General features: G+C 34.0%; 16 protein-coding genes. 3 read left to right on the forward strand and 13 right to left on the reverse strand.

Annotated features, from left to right (window positions below; translation table 11 throughout):
• Positions 1–133: 133 nt before the first annotated feature.
• The 4 genes from NH26_RS07195 to NH26_RS07210 form a co-directional block, all read right to left on the reverse strand.
• Positions 134–712, reverse strand: coding sequence for a precorrin-2 dehydrogenase/sirohydrochlorin ferrochelatase family protein (locus NH26_RS07195; RefSeq protein ID WP_044218510.1), 579 nt, complete (start codon positions 710–712; stop codon positions 134–136).
• A gap of 222 nt (positions 713–934) precedes the next feature.
• Positions 935–1708 (reverse strand): uroporphyrinogen-III C-methyltransferase, encoded by a 774-nt coding sequence (gene cobA / locus NH26_RS07200; protein ID WP_044218507.1) that lies wholly within the window; start codon positions 1706–1708, stop codon positions 935–937.
• Between the two features lie 39 nt (positions 1709–1747).
• Positions 1748–3859, reverse strand: a complete 2112-nt coding sequence (locus tag NH26_RS07205; RefSeq protein WP_044218505.1) for a HEPN domain-containing protein — start codon at positions 3857–3859, stop codon at positions 1748–1750.
• Between the two features lie 222 nt (positions 3860–4081).
• Positions 4082–6358 carry an NADP-dependent malic enzyme gene (locus NH26_RS07210; protein WP_044218502.1) on the reverse strand — a complete coding sequence of 759 codons (2277 nt, stop codon included), beginning with the start codon at positions 6356–6358 and terminating at the stop codon, positions 4082–4084.
• Positions 6359–6573: 215 nt separating this feature from the next.
• On the opposite strand from NH26_RS07210, the gene NH26_RS07215 reads away from it, so the two are divergent.
• Positions 6574–7125, forward strand: coding sequence for an NUDIX hydrolase (locus NH26_RS07215; RefSeq protein ID WP_044218499.1), 552 nt, complete (start codon positions 6574–6576; stop codon positions 7123–7125).
• Positions 7126–7150: 25 nt separating this feature from the next.
• Here the strand turns inward: NH26_RS07215 and NH26_RS07220 are convergent, their stop codons facing one another.
• Genes NH26_RS07220 through NH26_RS07230 form a run of 3 tightly spaced genes read right to left on the reverse strand, consistent with a single transcriptional unit; the run spans position 7151 to position 10291 of the window.
• Positions 7151–8011: a histidinol-phosphatase gene (locus NH26_RS07220; RefSeq protein ID WP_044218497.1), complete on the reverse strand. Its 861-nt coding sequence runs from the start codon at positions 8009–8011 to the stop codon at positions 7151–7153.
• 10 nt (positions 8012–8021) lie between these two features.
• Complete coding sequence (locus NH26_RS07225) at positions 8022–8924, reverse strand: lysylphosphatidylglycerol synthase domain-containing protein (protein WP_044218494.1); 903 nt, start codon at positions 8922–8924, stop codon at positions 8022–8024.
• Positions 8918–10291 carry a YfcC family protein gene (locus NH26_RS07230; protein ID WP_044218491.1) on the reverse strand — a complete coding sequence of 458 codons (1374 nt, stop codon included), beginning with the start codon at positions 10289–10291 and terminating at the stop codon, positions 8918–8920. The genes NH26_RS07225 and NH26_RS07230 overlap by 7 nt, the downstream gene beginning before the upstream one ends.
• A 137-nt stretch (positions 10292–10428) precedes the next feature.
• Here NH26_RS07230 and NH26_RS07235 point away from each other — a divergent pair, with 137 nt between their 5' ends.
• Both NH26_RS07235 and NH26_RS07240 read left to right on the forward strand, forming a co-directional pair.
• Positions 10429–12993 carry an ATP-binding protein gene (locus NH26_RS07235; protein ID WP_044218489.1) on the forward strand — a complete coding sequence of 855 codons (2565 nt, stop codon included), beginning with the start codon at positions 10429–10431 and terminating at the stop codon, positions 12991–12993.
• A gap of 3 nt (positions 12994–12996) precedes the next feature.
• Entirely contained in the window at positions 12997–14706 is a 1710-nt protein-coding gene (locus NH26_RS07240; RefSeq protein ID WP_044218486.1) for a hypothetical protein, read from the forward strand.
• 182 nt (positions 14707–14888) lie between these two features.
• Here NH26_RS07240 and NH26_RS07245 read toward each other — a convergent pair whose 3' ends face one another.
• The 6 genes from NH26_RS07245 to NH26_RS07270 all read right to left on the reverse strand — a co-directional run bounded on the left by NH26_RS07245 (position 14889) and on the right by NH26_RS07270 (position 19471).
• A complete protein-coding gene (locus NH26_RS07245) occupies positions 14889–15383 on the reverse strand; it encodes an Lrp/AsnC family transcriptional regulator (protein ID WP_044218482.1) in 495 nt (164 codons plus the stop codon).
• A gap of 377 nt (positions 15384–15760) precedes the next feature.
• Positions 15761–16600: a hypothetical protein gene (locus NH26_RS07250; protein ID WP_044218480.1), complete on the reverse strand. Its 840-nt coding sequence runs from the start codon at positions 16598–16600 to the stop codon at positions 15761–15763.
• 312 nt (positions 16601–16912) lie between these two features.
• Positions 16913–17545: a peroxiredoxin gene (locus NH26_RS07255; protein WP_044218477.1), complete on the reverse strand. Its 633-nt coding sequence runs from the start codon at positions 17543–17545 to the stop codon at positions 16913–16915.
• Positions 17546–17653: 108 nt separating this feature from the next.
• Positions 17654–18151: a GNAT family N-acetyltransferase gene (locus NH26_RS07260; protein WP_044218474.1), complete on the reverse strand. Its 498-nt coding sequence runs from the start codon at positions 18149–18151 to the stop codon at positions 17654–17656.
• Positions 18152–18158: 7 nt separating this feature from the next.
• Positions 18159–18857, reverse strand: a complete 699-nt coding sequence (locus NH26_RS07265; RefSeq protein ID WP_084812084.1) for an SDR family oxidoreductase — start codon at positions 18855–18857, stop codon at positions 18159–18161.
• Positions 18854–19471 carry a DsbA family protein gene (locus NH26_RS07270; RefSeq protein WP_044218469.1) on the reverse strand — a complete coding sequence of 206 codons (618 nt, stop codon included), beginning with the start codon at positions 19469–19471 and terminating at the stop codon, positions 18854–18856. Before NH26_RS07270 ends, NH26_RS07265 begins: the two co-directional genes overlap by 4 nt.
• Positions 19472–19546: the final 75 nt, after the last annotated feature.

The raw sequence follows: 19546 nt of genomic DNA on the forward strand, positions 1-19546 counted from the left end.
AACGAATAGGTAATAAGGGGTTAGGAGTTAATAATAGTATCAAGTTATCCATGAACATAGCTTCATTTCTTGATCATTCATTGGAGTTCATTTCTAACTCCTAACTCCTAACTCCCAACTCCTAATTTTAAAATTATTCCTTTTTATCGAATACCTGCTGAGTAATATTATTCAATTGTTTTACTTTTTCTTGAAAATCACCCGTTAATTTATCTCTTATTTCTTTTAAGTTATCGAGTAATTCTTGTGTTTCGCTTGGTAAAGCATCTTCTAAAAATTCTCGCATTCTTTTGGCTAAAGTAGGTGATTTCCCATTCGTTGATATTCCAACCTTGAGGTCTCCTTTTGTTACCACAGAACCTAAATAAAAGTCACATAGTGGTGGTGTATCAGCCACATTCACTATCTTATTTCTTTTACCACACTCCTCTTTGATCATCACATGCAGATTATAATCGTCTGTTGCACATAATACAATATGATGATCTTCTAAATCAGACACTTCAAAACCTCTTTCTATAGTTTTAACGTTAGGAAAATCTTTAGCGAGATCTAATAATGGTTGTCCGAATTCTTTAGAGACTACTGTAACCACAGCATCTGGACTATTTTTTAATATTGCTGATAATTTCTCTTCACCAACATTTCCGCCCCCTACAATTAAAGTGGAAATCTCTGACATTTTGATGAAGATGGGAAACATTGTATTCATAAGAGTAAGGTCTATTTTGTTCTGTGTATAATTATTCAAAAATTGAATTTAATGGATAAAAAAAGAAGAACAAAGCTTTCACCTTGTCCTTCAATTCGTATTCAGTTAAAGAGCAATCAGTGGTACGCAACCAAATCTGTTGAACCACTAACCGAAATTTTGCTTTTAATGTTACATTAAAACACACAATTGCTACGTAGCCACTGATCACTCTATTATTTTTTATGCCATTGCATTCACTACAACCTCCGTTAAAGTAGCAGGATATTGAGCGTGATGTTTTACCACTTCTCCAACAACTATAACCGCAGGGGAACCCAATTGCTTTTCATGCATCACTTGTTCAATATTTTGAACAGTTCCTAATCCTATTTTCTCTTGAGGTGTAGATGCATTTTGAATAATTGCAACAGGAGTATTTTCTTTTCCTGCCTTTTTAAAACTATTCATTATTTGATGTATCTTTTTTGTCCCCATTAAGATAATAACAGTTGCAGATGATTGTGCTGCTAAAGCGATATCTTCGGATACTTCACCTTCTTTTGTTGTTCCGGTGATGACCCAAAAACTTTGGCTATCTCCTCGTCTTGTTACAGGAATACCTTGCAATGCTGGAGCAGCAACAGAGCTACTGATACCAGGAACTAAGTTTACCCTAAGACCATGTTTCTGTGCATAAAGCATTTCTTCATGACCTCTTCCAAAAACAAAAGGATCTCCACCTTTTAATCGCACAACATGACCACCTGTAATAGCATGAGAAACAATTAGCTTATTTATATCTTCTTGCTTAAAAGAATGCTGTCCTACACGTTTACCTACATAAACCTTTTTTGCTGTGGGAGCAGCATACTCCAATAACTCTTCAGATACAAGTGCATCATATAAAACTACATCTGCACGACGTAGTGCTTTGATTCCTTTTAAAGTAATCAAATCCGGGTCTCCAATTCCTGCCCCTACTAAAGTCAATTCCGGTTGTATAGTCTTTGTCATGAGATGTAATAAGTTTGTTTGTAATGATGCCTCAAAAACCTAAGCTTCTTCCAATGCTGCTTTTCTTAAAGCTTCTACATTTACTAAGAATACTTTGATTTCTTCAAAATAAGTTTTTGCAAATTCTGCTGTAGGTTCGTTTTTGTTGATTCTTAAAACGTGATCTACAAATGAACCTTCTGCAAACTGTAGCTTTTCATCATAATGCTCTGCAAAACGATTAATTACTGTCATATGAGAGTTTAATTTCACTTTCTTATCCAATAATAACGCTTTTGCTGCACTTACATAAGCTTGGTAAGTATGGTATACTGCATCAGCATACAATCCCTTAGAAATTGCTTCATTTGCCCAACCTACTTTTTCTTCAGCTTCTAAAATAAGTGTTTGTACAAGGTCAATAATAACACCAGCACACTCACCTACCGCTTTGTGTAATTCAAACTTATCAACTTCTGTATACCAATCTAAATAATCCTCTGGTACTAACGTTGATAAATCACCAAGATGCTTTAAAAGATCATAGAAGTACTCTTTTCCTTTTGCTTTGTAATAATCTACAAAGTACTGACCTTCAGGTGCATTTTGATCATAATCATCTACTACTGCTCTAAATGCATCTTTGATACGTTTACTTGGTAATTTGATGACCTTATCAGCTATATTTGGATTACCCTCTCCATCAAAACCTCCACCTAGAAGAATTTGAGCAGCTGGCAATAACATTTTATTTTCTTTGTTTCTTAAAGAAGAACCATGAATACCAAATTGTGCAATTGTATGCTGACCACATGCATTCGGGCAACCAGATATTTTAATTTTGAATGTATCGTCTGTTAATAAATCAGGATACTCCACTTTAATTAAATCGCCCAATACTCTTGCTACACCTGTACTTGATGAAATACCCAATACACATGTATCTGTACCAGGACAAGCCGTAATATCTGCAGTAGTATCGTAACCAGGTTCAGCAAACCCAATAGCATCTAGTGCATTGAATAAAGCTTTAAGATTTTCCTTTTGTACATACTTCAACAAGATACCTTGACGGATCGTCAAACGGATATCATCTGCTGCATAGTCTGTAACAATTTGGTTTAATGTTCTTGCAGTTTTAGTATCAAAGTTACCCAAAGGCAAACGTACTAAAACACCATAATAGCCTTTTTGCTTTTGTTCGAAAACATTGGCTTCAGACCATTTATCAAATTTAGCTTGATCTGCAATTTCAACTTCTACTGCAGCACCTTTTTGTGGTATTTCAGTAGCATCTACTTTTGAACGATCAACCCAAATTTCTTTATTTTCAAGAGAGTTGTACTCTTCTTCTGCTAATCTTAATAATTCCTCTTTACCGATATCCTGAATTAAGAATTTCATTCTTGCTTTCATTCTACGGTTACGTTCACCGTATCTATCGAAAACTCTAATTAAAGCTTCTGTAAAAGGAATTAATTTTTCTTCTTCAAGGAATTCATAGGCTGTTTCAGCCATGTAAGGTTGTGCACCTAGGCCACCACCAATCAACACTTTAAAACCTCTTTTTTCTTCACCGTCAATTGTTTTCACTACTGGTATAGCTCCAACATCATGAATGAAAGCAAAAGCAGTATCTTCAATTGATGAAGAGAAAGCAATTTTGAACTTTCTACCCATTTCTTGACAAATAGGGTTTCTTAAAAAGTATTCAAAAGTTGCATGAGCATAAGGTGTTACATCAAAAGGCTCAGCAGGATCGATACCAGCTAGCTCAGATGCTGTAATGTTACGCACTGTGTTACCACAAGCTTCACGTAATGTCACTTCATCTTTTTCTAATTCGTGCCATAAACGTGGAGAATCGTCCAAGCTGACATAGTGAATTTGAATATCTTGACGAGTAGTAATATGAAGTTTACCATTTGAATATTCATCTGATACATCACAGATTCTATTCAATTGTCTAACCGTTAATTTACCATAAGGAATTTTAATTCTGATCATTTGAACGCCTGGTTGACGTTGACCATAAACTCCTCTAGCTAAACGTAAACTTCTAAATTTATCATCATCGATTTCTCCATTATGGAATAATCTAATTTTCTTTTCTAAATCAAGTATGTCTTGTTCTACAACAGGATTCTCAAGTTCAGTTCTAAAACTTTGCATAATGCGTGACGTGGTTATGTTATATTTATCCTTTACTCTATCGAATTACTATACTAAAAGTATAAAATAAAAGACCATCGAGATGATCTATGTCACAATATTAAGGCTATTATAATTGAATTAAAAAGAAATGAGGTGATTTTTTACAAATCACCTCATATTTCACGTTATTATTTAAAAATCTCACATATTAGTTTGTGAAATCAAAATATTTTAAAACGATTATGATTGCTGTGCATCTAAGTTTGCAATGGTAATCATATCCAAAATCTGTTGCACATTTGCTCCCATTTGAAGAACGTGAGCAGGCTTTTTCATACCCATCACAATTGGACCAACTAATGTTGCATCAGCTAATTCTTCTAATAAGGTAAGAGCGATATTGGCTGCAGATAAATTAGGGAATATCAATACATTTGCTGCTTTGTCTGCCAAGTCTGAAAATGGGAAACTCTCTTTTGTGCTTGTTGGATCTAAAGCAAAGTTTGCTTGAATATCACCATCCACAGGTAATGAAGGATTGCGTTCTTTAATAATCTGACGAGCATTCTTCATTTTGTTAGAATCAACACCCTTTTTAGATGAGCCGAAGTTAGAGTAACTCAACAATGCTACTCTTGGATCGATTTTAAAGAAATCTTTCACTCTCTTCACCACAGCCTCTGTAATTTCAACTATTTCATCGGTTGTTGGATTTTCGATCATTGTTGTATCTGCTAAGAAAAGAGGTCCCTTCTTAGTTAATACCATATACATTGTAGCAATAGACTTATTCTCTACAGTTCCAATTACACGTAGTGCTGGAGCTAAAGAAGAGATATAATTTCTGTGAGCACCCGAAATCATTGCATCGGCATCGCCTTGTTCTACCATCATTGCTGCATAGTAAGATCTTTTATTCATAAGGTCATTGGCCTCATAAATAGTAGCTCCTACTCTTTGACGTCTATCGTAAAAGATTTTAGCATATTGCTCTCTTACTTCATTCGATTCGTCAGCACGAGGGTTGATAATTGGCACTTTTAATAACTCATCCAATTCCAAAGCTTCAATCATAGCTCGGATTCTAGATCTTCTACCCAATAAAATTGGTTCGATAATACCTTCATCCATAGCGATACGAGCTGCTCGTAGAATATGTGGATTATCTGCTTCTGCAAACACCACTTTCTTACGTACATTTCTAGCCTGTACCCCTAAACGTCTCATAATATCGTTACCAGTACCCATACGACGAATAAGCTCTTCTTTGTAAGCTTCCATGTCGTCAATTTCGGTTTTGGCAACACCTGTGTCCATTGCAGCTTGTGCTACAGCTGGAGCTACAGTAGTTAAAAGACGTGTATCTAATGGTTTTGGAATAAAATAACTACGTCCAAATACCAAACGATCTACATTATATGCTTGTGTTACTGTTTCTGGAACAGGTTCTTTTGCTAGAGCAGCAATAGATCTAACACAAGCTAATTTCATTTCCTCATTAATTTCTGTAGCACGTACATCCAATGCTCCTCTAAAAATATAAGGGAAACCTAATACGTTATTCACTTGGTTAGGATGATCAGAACGACCTGTAGCCATCATTACATCTTTCCTAGTATCCATTGCCAATTGATAATCAATTTCAGGTGTTGGATTAGCTAAAGCAAAAACGATAGGGTCTTTTGCCATAGATAACAACATTTCTGGTGTCATTAGATTACCTCTTGATAAACCAAGAAATACATCAGCATCTACTAATGCTTCCTCTAAAGTATGTACATCAATATCGGTAGCCAATTCTAATTTTGATCCTGATAAACCTTCACGATCCGAACGAATTACTCCTCTACTATCACATACAATTGCATTTTTAGGATCTACTCCTAATTCAAAAAAGATTTTAATACAAGAAATTGCAGATGCTCCTGCACCTGAAACAACCACTTTCAAATCTTTTAAATCCTTTTTAATGATTTCTGCAGCATTTATTAATGCCGCTCCAGAAATGATGGCTGTACCGTGTTGGTCATCATGCATTACTGGGATATTCATTTCTTTCTTTAAGGCTGTTTCGATTTCAAAACAATCAGGTGCCTTAATATCTTCTAAGTTGATACCACCAAAAGTTGGCTCAAGTGTTTTTACAGCATCAATAAATTTTTGAGGATCTTTAGCATTGATTTCAATATCAAATACATCAATACCTGCAAATATTTTAAATAGTACGCCTTTACCTTCCATTACTGGTTTTGATGCTTCAGGTCCGATATCACCCAAACCTAAAACGGCAGTACCATTAGAAATCACACCTACAAGGTTACCTTTTGCTGTGTATTTATATACATCTTCAGGATTTTCTGCAATTTCTGTACAAGGGTCTGCAACACCTGGTGAATAGGCTAATGAAAGATCTCTTTGTGTCTTGGTTTTTTTAGTAGGAACTACTTCAATTTTACCTGGAATTGGATTTTCATGATATTCCAAGGCATCTTTTTTTCTGATAACGTTTTCCGGCATAAAAGATTATTTATATACGTTAAGTATGTGTCGACGATTAGTGTCTCAAAGGTAGATATTTATTTATACAAACTACTAAATAAAAAAGAGAAAAATTGGAGCTAATCACCTAATTTTGACGATTTCTATCACCTATTATTCTAGAAAATTGATTTTGTAAAACAATAATAATTAAATTGATGTTCACTTTTTGTAACTAATCCTATTTTTTCGGTATGAATTTCTGTAGTAATTGTGGAAGTAATCAGCTTCAATTTATAGTCCCTGAAGGGGATAATAAGCAACGTTTTGTTTGCCCTGATTGTGATACTATACATTATCAAAACCCCAGAATTATTGCTGGTTGTCTCCCTGTTTTTGAAGGGAAAATACTACTCGGTAAAAGAGCAATTGATCCTAGAAAAGGATATTGGGGATTACCTGCCGGTTTTTTAGAGAACGGAGAAACGCCGGAAGAGGGCGCTTTAAGAGAATTACATGAAGAAACTTTAGCCAAAGGACATATCAAGCACTTACAATCTGTCTTTTCTTTACCACAATTTAATCAAGTATACCTCATATATTTGGTAGACTTAATTTCTGATGAAATGGGCACTACATCAGAAACACTTGAATCTAAATTGTTTGAAGTAAAAGATATTCCTTGGGAAGACATTGCTTTTGAATCTACCACATTTGCCCTAGAAGAATATTTGAAAAATCCAGAGGCAAAAATGACAAAAAGAGGACATTTCATATGGGAAAAAGAGAAAAGATTCGGTATTTAGTTAAAGGATAAAGGGTTTAAATCTTTTAGCTCAAAATTACTCCATTTTCTTTCAATGCGAATGGTTGCCATTCATTGTTCCATAAACAATAAATTTCTTTCAGCCCTAAAGATAAAAGTAGTTGTGCTACTTCTTTAAAACCTTTGGTTATTTCAAAAGTAGTATGACTATCAGAATTTAATGAGATAGGTACTTTTCTATCAATTAACTCTTTAATAATCCAATTACTAGGATAAAAATCTTTAGAATAGCCTTTATAAAACCCTCTTGTATTAATTTCCACGATCACCCCACTTTCTTGGATAACTCTTAGATATTCTAAAACCATTTTTTTATACCACTCCTCGTCTTCAGAAAACCAATTCCCGGTACTATTGTGCATTTTAAATTTATCCATATGCCCTAATACATCAGGTGTATCTTCTTCTAACATCTCCATAGATAAATCGTAATACCTTTTAAATGCTCTTTGAATATTGCCACCGAAAATTTCCTGTAATCCTCTTTCAAAAATTGTTTTTGTATTATCAATTTCCCAATAAGTACCGTCTTCAAATTTATCTACAAAATGAACAGATCCCACAGTATAATCTAATTGAGGAAAATTATGAACACCGCATTTTTGACTCACAAAATCAACTTCTAACCCTGTGTATAGTTGTATTTGATCTTTGTATTTTTCCTTTAATCTCTTCGTCTCTTTAATATATTCGCCTAACCTACCCATTTCCATATTCCATGTGGTTGAAAAGGGTACCGGAGAATGTGAAGAAAAGCCAAAGGATTTCACATTTTGTTCAATAGCTGCTATCACGTGTTCTTCTAATGATGATTTTCCATCACAGAAATGGGAATGAGAATGAAAATTAGTCCAATTGGTTTGCATATTCTTCAATTTAAAGACGCCAACGCACGGTTAGCCCTATTAAAGATGGTATTAAAATATTGATTCCCCAAACGATTAGTGAGGACATTAAGGCAATATTTGTATCTCCTCCAAAATAGTGGAAGATATAAAAAGCTGATATTTCTCTAGCCCCTAAATCCATCACCATGTTTAAGGCTGGTGTTATTGTTTTTAAAAGATAAATGATGGCTATCCATTGGAAATATATCCACCAAGGTTGCCCATCACTGAAGGTGTACAATACCAAAACAAATTGTAGGGTAAATATCAGGTAGCGTAATCCACTTAATAGAATTACATCAACAATTAATTGCTTAGAGTAGCTTTTAATAAGCTTTAATTGATCTTTTACTTTATACTGAAATTTGGGAAAATAAAACCATAGACCTCCTACAAGAATCATCAGCACAACCCCAACAAATAGCATTAGCAATAAAGAGGTAAATTTTATGGAACCTTCGATAAGATCTATCCCCAAAATAAAAAAAGAAAGACCTCCAAATAAATAAGTAAAAAGCCCTTGAATCCATTGTCCAAATAGTATTGGAGCCACCACTTTTTTTCTATCCATATCTTTAGGTAAAGCCCAATATCTACCTAAAATACTACCAATCGACCTACCGGCAACTAAAGAACTTCCAACACCAGAAAAAACACTCCATATTGCCGAAGAAAAAGACAATTGAATAAGAGGAGACACTAATCTTTTCCATTTAAACGCTTCTATCCCCCAATTTAATGGCATAAGAAGTAAGGCTAAGACTAAAAAGACAGGATGCTGAAAACTCACTTCCTCCCAAGGAGATAAAGTGATAAGTTTTTGTAAGGCAAAGATAAAAAAGACAAAAGCGATTACCTTTAAAATTAAAGCGATAGGCTTTTTATTTACCATACACTAAAATACATAGGGACTAATAATAATATGGCTGCTACGACCATCAAGATACCCAATAAAGGCCCCATCCATTTTACCCAAACACCATATGGTATTTTTGCTATAGATAACACTCCCATTGTCACTCCACTTGTAGGTATAATCAAATTTGTAAGACCGTCTCCAAATTGAAATGCTAGCACAGCAGACTGTCTCGAAATACCTAACAAATCACTTAAAGGAGCCATGATTGGCATTGTTAAAGCGGCTTGACCTGAACCCGAAGGAAGGAAAGTGTTTAAAGCACTTTGGAAGATAAACATAGCCTCTAGAGACATCACTTTTGGTAAATCGGAGACCACTGTAGCAATACCATACAACACAGAATCAATGATTTTACCATCAGACGCAACGATCAAAATCCCTTTACAAAAAGCTACTACCAAAGCAGCTGTCATCATATCTTTGGCGCCACTTGTAAAACCTTTACTGATCTCATCTACATGAATTTTACAAATGAGACAAGATAATAATCCAATGGCAAAAAATAACCCTCCAATTTCTATCATATACCATTCGTACTTAGCTACTCCAATGCCTAAGCCTACAATTCCTAAAACAAATAGAAGTAGCACCAACATTCTTTGGTAATTGAAATCTATATTTTCTGTTGTATCTATTTTAGTTTCCCCTTCCTCATTTTTCAATAAAGATGCAGAGGGGTTATCAGACAATTTCATCACGTAAGACATGATATAGATGATGGTAATTATGGTGAATACAAACCAAACAAAGATTCTATATTCCCAACCACTAAATAACGGTACCTCAGCAATTCCCTGCGCAATTCCAATCGTAAATGGGTTACTTACTGCCCCAGCAAAACCGGCTCCTGCCCCTACAAAAGGAATGGCTACACCAACAATAGCATCTAACTTCATTGCCTTAGCCATAGGAATAGTAATAAGTATAAATACCAGTACTTCTTCCGACATACCGAATGTTGCTCCTGCAATAGAAAATACGACAATTACAAAAGGGATAATTATTTTTTTATAGATCGCATGTTGATTACTAAACTCTACTAAACGTTGTAAACCAGCTTCGATTGCTCCCGTTTTATTCAACATCCCAAAAGCACCACCAACAATAAAAATAAAAGCAATTACTTCACCTGCAGAAATAAATCCTTTCATGGGTGCTGTAAAAAATGAAGCAATACCTTGGGGTGCTTCTTCCACCTGTTGATAAGAGTCAGGAATCAATACATTTCGACCGTTCATGATCTCTCTACTGTATTCACCAGCAGGAATGAGCCAAGTTAAGCCGATAAAAAGGAGTAGAATCGTTGTGGCTATGACTAAAGTATCAGGAAGTTTTTTCATTTCTTTAACTAAGTGAAAGTTCTCTCATTACAAACTTATTGAACACATATTAAACAAACTAAAAAAAATCACTTTTATTAATGCGTACTATTGACTATTTTTCCTAAGCAATTATTATAAATTGGAAAATACACACAATGAAAATTAAAGAATTAGATGAAATTTTTGATGATTATGAAAGTTATAAAGCATTAGGAGAAGATAGTTACATAGTTGGTGCACAGCACCCTCAGAATTTTAAGCAGCATAAAAAATTTATAATACCTTTATTTTATTTTGATGGCGAAGAATGGTTTAAATTAGATATTAATAAGTTAGGTGAGACTATATTTTTAGCAAGTGCACCATACACATTAACCACTGATTTCAAGTTAGAAGAATTAATAAAAGTTAAAGGGGTACGTCCAAATAAACAACTTACGGATGATGACTCCTACAATAAAGAAAATTCTTTAACGAAGCATATCACTCATGCAGATCGCTTAAGCTCTTTATCTGAAGATCAACTATTAGAAATTTTCCCTGGTGAGATTGACTTTGAACTTCACCTTTTCCACCCTGACAAACAATATTATGACATTATTAATGAAATATATGTCGCTCAGGAAAGGAAGTTCTTTGCACAAAACAAGCAAGGATTAATTTATGGACCTTTTGTAGGTGTTAAAACAAGTTCGGAAGCAAAATCCGTACGTTTATCTGCAACAGGAGTTCGTAAAAGTGTAGAAGCCTATGAGGTGCCTTCTGATGCATTTTTAGAATTTAATATGCCAGAAGAAGGGTTGAAACGTAAACTCATACGCTCTACCCAAGATCTTGAATACTATATTGTTGATACTGTTGACTTTATTAGTAGAAAAGATTTATTCAATTGGGCGGAAGATCAATTGAATAAAAAACAGTCATTAGAAGTAGCTGACAATGTTTGGCAAGCCATTTCTAAAGACAATACCATTCACTCTTTTAAGGAGAGGTATACTCGTTTGGAGAAGCTTTTTGCTAAACCTCAGGAAAACCTCACCTACTTACAGCAATTTATTACTTCTCTGGCAGAGAATGATTTCTTCAAAGCAAGTTTAGATGGTTTACAAAACGAAAAACTTGATTTAGATAATCAAATTGCTCAATTAAAAAGGGAGAAAGATATATTCCGTAAAGATTCTGCTCGTTTTCAAGAAGAAATTCAAGATTTAGAAGACGGCATTCAGAACCTTAAGGATAATGAGCAAAAAATTAGAGAGAGTCTTCAAAAAGAAAGAGAATCTGCCATTAACAGGGAGATCGAAGAAGGGTTAAAGAAGTTAGATAAAGTTAGAGAAGAGCTTTCTGATAAAGCAGAGGCTATTGAACTAGCTCATACTTTCGATAACTTGGCCCGTCTGAATGAAGAAATCGATAATGCTAAAGGTGAAAAACATAATCTTTCGGTAGCTATTAGTGCATTGAAAGAAGAATTCACTCAAGCACAAGAAGATGCAGATACTGCACTGAAGAATTTGTTGAAGACTAAAATGCAATTTGATGCTTTTAGTAATCCTTCAAATAATCAGCTCCAAAATAATGAGCAAGAAATTACCATCAAAGACTTTAAGATTGAGAATGAAACCTCTCTCAATTCGTTAAAAGATCTTACACAAAAGATCCATAAACGTTTAGGTCGAATGGGACGTAATTATCCTGATCATTTCATTGCAAATATTCTTATTGCAATGCATCAAAACTCTTTGACTCTTATTTGGGGCCCTCCAGGTTCTGGTAAGACGTCTTTAGCGAGGTACTTGATGCAATCGATCACTAAAAAACCTAGATTTTCTGAAATCTCAGTGGCAAGGGGTTGGGCATCACAAAAAGATTTAATCGGTTTTGCCAATCCATTATCCAAAAGGTTTCAAAGAGCAAATACAGACTTGTATGATCTCTTAAAGCAGTTGGATGGTGAGTTCCATAACTCATCTTATCAAAAATCGCCAATGGCTTATTGCCTTTTAGATGAGGCAAACCTTAGTCCTATTGAACATTATTGGGCTTCATTTTATTCATTAACTGATGCAAAAGCACAAGTGAATAATGGCTTAAAAATATCACTAGGTAACAACGAGAATATAGAGTATGCCAACAACCTTAGGTTTTTAGGCACTCTAAATTTAGACTCAACCACTGAGCAAATTTCTGCCCGTTTATTGGACCGTTCTCATATTATCCGATTGGATTTACCGAAGAAGGACACTCCTTTGATCAGTTCAGAAATTATCATGCCTGAGCCATACGAAATCAGTTATGATACTGTTCGACAATTGTTCGACCTTAAAGACTTTAAACAAGAGTTAGCCCCAGATGCACTTGAGTTTATTGATACTGAACTAGAGGAGAGATTTGGAGAGATTGATAATGAATTACAAAACTTGGGTATTCAAATCAGTTTACGTACTAGAAAAGCAGTGATTGAATACTGTAACCTTGCTCATTCAGCGATGAATGAACAATTTAGACCGTTAGACTATTGTTTGGCTCAACGTATATTCACAAGAATCAATCTACAAGGACCTGAAGTAAGAGAAGGCATTAAGTCGTTATTAGCCATTGTAAAAGGCTTTGGCTTAAAAGATTCTCATGCAGAATGGACTCTTCAGAAAATGTTAGAAAAAGGAGGTAAAGAAGGATTTAATCATCACTTCTATAATTACTTCTCAATAGATGGATAATTTATGGAGTTTAAGATTTTTCATATTAGAAAAGAAAATACTCCACCATACAATATAAGTAGAGAAGAGGTGCTCTTAATGGACAACTTAATTGTTGCCCTGGAGCACCACTTTTACGAATTGGAATTTCATTATTATGAACTTCCATTAGACACAAAAATTAGTATTGATGGAGTTGAAGTAGAACCCTCTTTGATATCAAATGATATCCAAAAAGGGATTATTACTGTAGGCTTAAGTCAACATTTCTCCAATCAATTAGGGTTAGTTAAAGTCTCTTGTGGTAAAGAAACTTTTCAGGTAAGAGTCGATGCATCTAAATTAAGTAGTGATGATGCTGAAGAAATGATCACTTATTTGTATAAAAAAAATAAGTCGCTCATTTTAAAACTTTTCACCAAAGAGGAGGAAGAATCTATAGACCAAAAGAACAAGTCTCACCTTATTTCTACGACTCGATTACAACCTCTTGAACAGTTTTTGATGAACATGGAAAACCTACTCCCTGCATTATCGCATAGTCCAAGGTCTTCTACTATTCAAGCAAGAGAAATTCAAGATTTTGCCTCTGCAGATATTGATGACAAAAGTATCGATTGGTTAATTGAACATCTAGATGAGTTGTATTTTGATGATTCTCTAAAAGATCACCCTGATGCCATTGAGATCAATGGGATGTATACTGTTATAGACCGTATAGATGCCCCTGTGGTTAAGATGGAGTACGCTACTTATGAAAATGAGTGCATCCTAGGTGGCTTTTATTGGGCGAGAAAATTGATTGATAATTTACTTTCTCATTTAGAATACATCAATTATCAAAAACAAATCACTCAGAATGATGGGAACGGGTATGCTACTTTTGAAGCTGCTCAAGTGATTATCAATGCACAAGCAGTAGAAGATGTCAATGAATTAAAGACAAGGTTATTTAGAGTAGAAAGAAAGTATAGACAACTTTTACCAAACACTACTCCTAATACACATCCACCGAAGTTAACGAAACGCTTTAGTTCGATGAATGTGTACTCTAATATTTTCCTTTCTCTTTTACAGGTCTATAATCTCAAAATTGATACGAATGAAGATTCAGGTTCTTTAAAGACCTCTTTCTTAGATCAGATTTATGAGTTATATACTTATTATCAATTAAGGGATGCTTTGGAGGACCACTTCAAAGACTTTAATGTGAAAATTGAAGAAGAGGAGGTAAAAGAAGGTGAATTCATTCCAAAGAGATTGTCCATACAGCCTGTGAAAGGAAAATGGATGTTGAACTTCTTGTATCAACCACAAATTGGAAGAGAACCTAATGACACCCACTTAGTGTTACACGGAAAGCCTCATAGAGATAGTTTCTATTATACTCCTGACTTTGTGGTAGAGTATTGTGACCCTAGCCTTTCGTTACGTTATGCGATCTTAGATGCGAAGTATAAGATGGCTAAAACAGTATTAGAACAGGATTTAAAAGAATCTTCTTTCAAATATTATACTTGTGTGAGAGTTATTGGAGAAAAAAGAGATCATCAAAAACCTGATTTCTTATGGTTAATTTGCCCGAATGCATGTTATGGTCGTCCGATATGGACAATGAACTATGACGAGAATTTCCTTCCTATTATTGGTATAGTAATGAATAATGCTGAAAGTAATGATCCAATAAAAAATTGTATCAAAAAGATGGTCAAAGAATGGAATATTGGTCTTTAAAAAGTAGTCTTCATCTTTTTATGATGATGATATAAGTATGAAGTCAAAAAATCTATCAAAGACAGTATGATAAGACGTTTTAAAAACTGTCATTACAAAAAGAGGTTGTCCCATTCAATTATGAGACAACCTCTTTTTGTATAAATAATCCGTTGAGGTTATTATTCACCTCAATCATTTGATTATTCCAATCCTTTATCTTCCATGTCAGATTCGTCAAAGGCGAGAGGCCTATTAAATTTCTCTTCTAAAGAGATAAATGTCTCTGTTCTTGAGATGCCAGGTATACTCTGAATCTTATCGTGCAATACTTGTCTTAGATGATTTGTATCTCTACATGCGATACGAACAAAAATACTCCAGTCACCAGTAGTATAGTGCAAGTTCAAAATTTCTGGAATTTTAGCAAGTTCAGCACAAACTTGTTCATACAAACTACTTTTCTCTAAATATATTCCTAGAAAAGAAGTAATATCGTACCCTAATTTTGTGAAATCTAGATCTAATGTTGATCCTTTTACGATCCCCATCTTCTCCATTTTTTTCATTCGAACATGAACTGTACCACCCGATACAAAGATCCTTTCTGCGATTTCTGTGTAAGGAGTCTTAGCATCTTTCAGTAATTCCGACAATATTTTTATATCGACATGATCAATTTCTGGTATTTTTTCCATTAGTTATGCCTATTTATTAAATTACGTTCATCAATACCCCAAATTTATTACAATTATTGAAAAGTTGGATTAATAAATTTAAAAAGATTTCAAATTTTTGAAATATCTAGTAAATTTGTATTTCAATTAGAGCTAAAAAGCATGAATTGATGGCAAAAGTCATGGAATTATAAGGTTCGAATCCTTACATTGCTTCAAGCATGTGTTTATTTTATGTGTTGTTTATTGGTTAAGGTTAAAGGTATGTGAATTTTTCGCGTACCTTTTTCATTTTTCAGCACAATCTATTCTTTAAAAATTATTGTTGTATCAAAAAAATGGGCACAAAAAAAAGGCAGCAAATGAATGCTACCTTTTGTCAATACTTTATGAATGGATTAATTCGATTGTGAAATAAATCCAACTGAAGTTAACCACTTATCTACCTCTCCTTCGAAAGGTACTCCATACTGTTGAGAGATATAAGCGTTTACTTGATTCGAAATTTCTTGATCATTTCCTTGAATTTGTAAAGCAGTTAGTAAAGTAGCTACTTCCTTCTTCAAGGACTTTGTGTTTACATAACATAACTTAAACTCGGCAAGTTTAATAGATTTCTTAGAAATGACATTCGTAAAGTAAAATTCTACTTTTGAACCATTTTCAGGAATGTCATAACTTTCAATTGGGTATAAAGCTTTTTTATCTAGACGAATTTCTCCATCAGCAATACGCATCACCTTATTGATAGCATCTTTACCAATATAGTATTTATAAATGTAGCTACTACCTCCTTTCTTTTTGAATACAGTAGGATCTCCATGTATAATATATTCGTCTCCTATAATAGCTCTTTGCTCTTCCCCAAAGTAAGATTGTAAATCTGTTACATCTTCATTTTTTGTTTCAATTGATTTACGAGTACTCATACTTTCATTTGAAGCAACAGGAAATAAGACATTCTTTACTAAATCAATAAATTCTCCTTTATATGATTTCTTGCCTTTACTGCCGTCAATTAACATTCTACCAGATTCCTTACTTATCACAATAACTTTAGCAGATTCTGATAAGAATTCTAGTTCTGTCTCGGCCTTGATTACATCTCCCACCATTAAATTCCTTTGAGAGTCGGTTTCTTTCACTTTTCCTGATAAATGAAGTACATAGTAATCTTGAGCAAATAATAATGATGTCAGCAGAACACCTATGAGGGTTAAAATGTAAGTTTTGTTCATTATAAATTAGTAGTAATAAATATCTAAAAGAATATTTTACAAATATATATTTTTTTAAGTATAACGTCTATATTCATGTAATGTTATATAATTAAGTGCTTTAGAAGCTATTTACTTTTCCATTTTATCAAATGATATCATTGTTTATCAACAGACAAGAGGATAAATTTGTTGAAATACCTACGGCGCTTTTTAAGTATAGGAATGATAGTATTCACAACTTTCTTCTGTCGTAATACTAAATCAGTTTAATAAAAAAAACAGCACCAATTACTTGATGCTGTTCCTATATTCTTCCTTAAAAGGATATTTTTAGTGCTTCTTAAGGTAATCTGCTACACCTTCTTTTGTAGGCTTCATAGAGTCTTTACCTTCTTCCCAGTTGGCAGGACAAACTTCACCATGCTTTTCAGTAAATTGTAAAGCATCTACCATACGAAGTGTATCTTCAATATTACGACCTAGAGGGAAATCATTTACAACTGAGTGTCTGATATTACCCGCTTTGTCGATTAAGAAAGTACCTCTTAATGCAATTGGAGCACCTTCAAACGCCCACTGCATAGTATCTTCATCATATGTATACTCACCACCAAGAACACCATAGTTCATGGCAATTGTTTTAGCTGTATCAGCCACAAGTGGATAAGTAACACCTTCGATACCACCTTCTGCTTTTGGTGTCATTAACCAAGCTAGGTGAGTTTCTTCAGTATCTGTAGAAACACCAATTACTTGAACTCCTCTTTTTTCGAATTCAGGTAATTTTTCTTGGAATGCCAAAATTTCAGTTGGGCAAACAAAAGTAAAATCTTTAGGATAGAAGAAAAGTACTACTTCTTTCTTTCCGATGAATTGGTCTAATGAAAAATCTTCTACGATTTCTTCACCGTTAATTACAGCACCTGAAGTAAACAAAGGGGCTTTTTTATTCACTATAGACATAGTCCAAAAAGTTTAATTAAGTGTATGTTTTTTTAGTAACACAAAGCTAAGGTAAATCATGCTATTTCCTAATATTTATCAATATAAATTGATGGATCTAAAAAGCACTTATTGGATGGATTTATAGAATATATAATCATCCATTACATAGCCTTGTCCTATATCTGCTACAACTTCATCTATCACTTCAAAACCATATCTTTTATAGGCTTTAATAGCAATTTCATTGTATTTATTGACTGTAAGCTTCACCCCTTTTAATTGATAATCTTTAGCAAAATCAAAGATAAATTTCAAAGATTTTTGTCCTTGTCCTCTTCCTCTTTCAGTAGTCAATAAATAAAGCTTACTTAAAAATAAAGCTCCCTCTTCTTCAGTAAACCCAATGTAACCAATCGCTTTATTATCACTTTCAATTAAAAAATAATGATACCCCTTTTCTACTTGAGATTTCATTACATCAAAATTTTGAAACTTCTTAAGCATATAGTCAACTTGTGCTTTACCGATAATTGGGGTGTAATGCTCGTTCCAAATTTTATTGGCCAACTGATCAACTATTAGAAAATCTTGATCTGTGGTTACTTTCTTAAAATTGATATTCATTGTCTAATTAAGGGTTAGTACTCCAAACACTCACTTGAGGAATAAATGCTCTTCTTGGTAATTCTAACTGGCTGATAATAACTTGCGCCATATCAGATGCGGTAAGTCTTGATGTATCTAAAGGGATTTCAGTTCCTTTATTATTATTGTTTGTACCTGTCGTCCATGATGGATCAATATGGAAAACTCTAATATTATCTTTCCTTACTTCTTTCATTAATGTTTGAGAAAAGTTAAGTAACGCAGCCTTACTCGACGCATAGGCTGCCCCCTTTTCAAAGCCATAACTACCTCCTGTTGCACCTATATTGACAATGTCACCTATTTTTCTTTGCCTAAAATTAGGTAATACCTTCTTTACAAGCATTGCAGGTGCTATAACATTAATATTGTACATCAATTCAAAATCTTGACGTGATAATTCCTCTAAAGGAGCCACCACTACAAAACCTGCATTATTTATCAGTACATCAATTTCACCTAATTCCTCTTTAATGAATTGATAAAATTGATCAATTCCTTCTTGTTGAGATAGATCTACACAAGCCCCTTTGGATTTTGTTTCATCCATCACAGCCTTGACTTGTCCTTCTTCTTTCCCACAAAAAACTACTTCCGCTCCAAGTTCAATTAACACTTTAAGAGTGGCTTTTCCGATACCTGATGTTCCACCCGTTAAGGCCACTTTTTTAGAAGACCACATCATACCATGTAACTATTGATCGCTTCAATCATTTCATCTGCTTCAAAATAGCCTGCTGCTAATTTTTCTACTGTGGCTGTAGTATCAATAAATAAACTAGGGAAACCTGCAGCCATTTTTCTTGATTGATTAATTTCATCAACGGTCTGTTTTTGATTCTCATCATTACCCCATGAATCCATGAAGGGTTGAGGATCAATATCTAATTTTTGTAGAATGGTAATGTAGGTTTTAAAATCATCGAACTTTTGTCCGAAATGAAATTGTGCTTTTTGTAATTCAGATGCAAACTCCACTGTTTTCTCGGGTGCATGATGTTTTACCCAATTAATTGCTAATGACGGTTCAAAGCTTGAAAAAGTATAGGTTTCATCTTTGGCTAGTTCATAATATTCTGTAGATACTAAAGCACCTGTTTTTTGTTCCATTGCTGGAGAGTGCTTTTGAATAAAATCACTTAAATCTTTTCCGCCAGTTGGTGCTTGTTCTCCAACCCACATACCTCCCACCATTAACTCAAACTTGAGATTAGGGAAAGCCTCCATTACTTTTTGAACATTTTTGCTATTGCCGTAGCACCACCCACACTGAGGGTCCATGATATAGATTAATTTCATAACTTTTGATTGTTTGAACAAAGATTATGAAACAATAGTAAATAAAAAAGCCCAAGTAACTTCTTGGGCTTATAA

The organism is Flammeovirga pacifica, from assembly GCF_000807855.2.
Lineage (GTDB): Bacteria > Bacteroidota > Bacteroidia > Cytophagales > Flammeovirgaceae > Flammeovirga > Flammeovirga pacifica.

Bases quoted from the DNA above. Each gene is read 5' to 3' on its own strand.
- NH26_RS07210 (WP_044218502.1), bottom strand. From the start codon at position 6,358: ATGCCGGAAAACGTTATCAGAAAAAAAGATGCCTTGGAATATCATGAA.
- NH26_RS07260 (WP_044218474.1), bottom strand. From the start codon at position 18,151: ATGAATATCAATTTTAAGAAAGTAACCACAGATCAAGATTTTCTAATA.
- NH26_RS07255 (WP_044218477.1), bottom strand. From the start codon at position 17,545: ATGTCTATAGTGAATAAAAAAGCCCCTTTGTTTACTTCAGGTGCTGTA.
- NH26_RS07230 (WP_044218491.1), bottom strand. From the start codon at position 10,291: ATGAAAAAACTTCCTGATACTTTAGTCATAGCCACAACGATTCTACTC.
- NH26_RS07220 (WP_044218497.1), bottom strand. From the start codon at position 8,011: ATGCAAACCAATTGGACTAATTTTCATTCTCATTCCCATTTCTGTGAT.
- NH26_RS07195 (WP_044218510.1), bottom strand. From the start codon at position 712: ATGAATACAATGTTTCCCATCTTCATCAAAATGTCAGAGATTTCCACT.
- NH26_RS07215 (WP_044218499.1), top strand. From the start codon at position 6,574: ATGAATTTCTGTAGTAATTGTGGAAGTAATCAGCTTCAATTTATAGTC.
- NH26_RS07245 (WP_044218482.1), bottom strand. From the start codon at position 15,383: ATGGAAAAAATACCAGAAATTGATCATGTCGATATAAAAATATTGTCG.
- NH26_RS07265 (WP_084812084.1), bottom strand. From the start codon at position 18,857: ATGATGTGGTCTTCTAAAAAAGTGGCCTTAACGGGTGGAACATCAGGT.
- cobA (WP_044218507.1), bottom strand. From the start codon at position 1,708: ATGACAAAGACTATACAACCGGAATTGACTTTAGTAGGGGCAGGAATT.
- NH26_RS07270 (WP_044218469.1), bottom strand. From the start codon at position 19,471: ATGAAATTAATCTATATCATGGACCCTCAGTGTGGGTGGTGCTACGGC.
- NH26_RS07240 (WP_044218486.1), top strand. From the start codon at position 12,997: ATGGAGTTTAAGATTTTTCATATTAGAAAAGAAAATACTCCACCATAC.
- NH26_RS07225 (WP_044218494.1), bottom strand. From the start codon at position 8,924: ATGGTAAATAAAAAGCCTATCGCTTTAATTTTAAAGGTAATCGCTTTT.
- NH26_RS07250 (WP_044218480.1), bottom strand. From the start codon at position 16,600: ATGAACAAAACTTACATTTTAACCCTCATAGGTGTTCTGCTGACATCA.
- NH26_RS07235 (WP_044218489.1), top strand. From the start codon at position 10,429: ATGAAAATTAAAGAATTAGATGAAATTTTTGATGATTATGAAAGTTAT.
- NH26_RS07205 (WP_044218505.1), bottom strand. From the start codon at position 3,859: ATGCAAAGTTTTAGAACTGAACTTGAGAATCCTGTTGTAGAACAAGAC.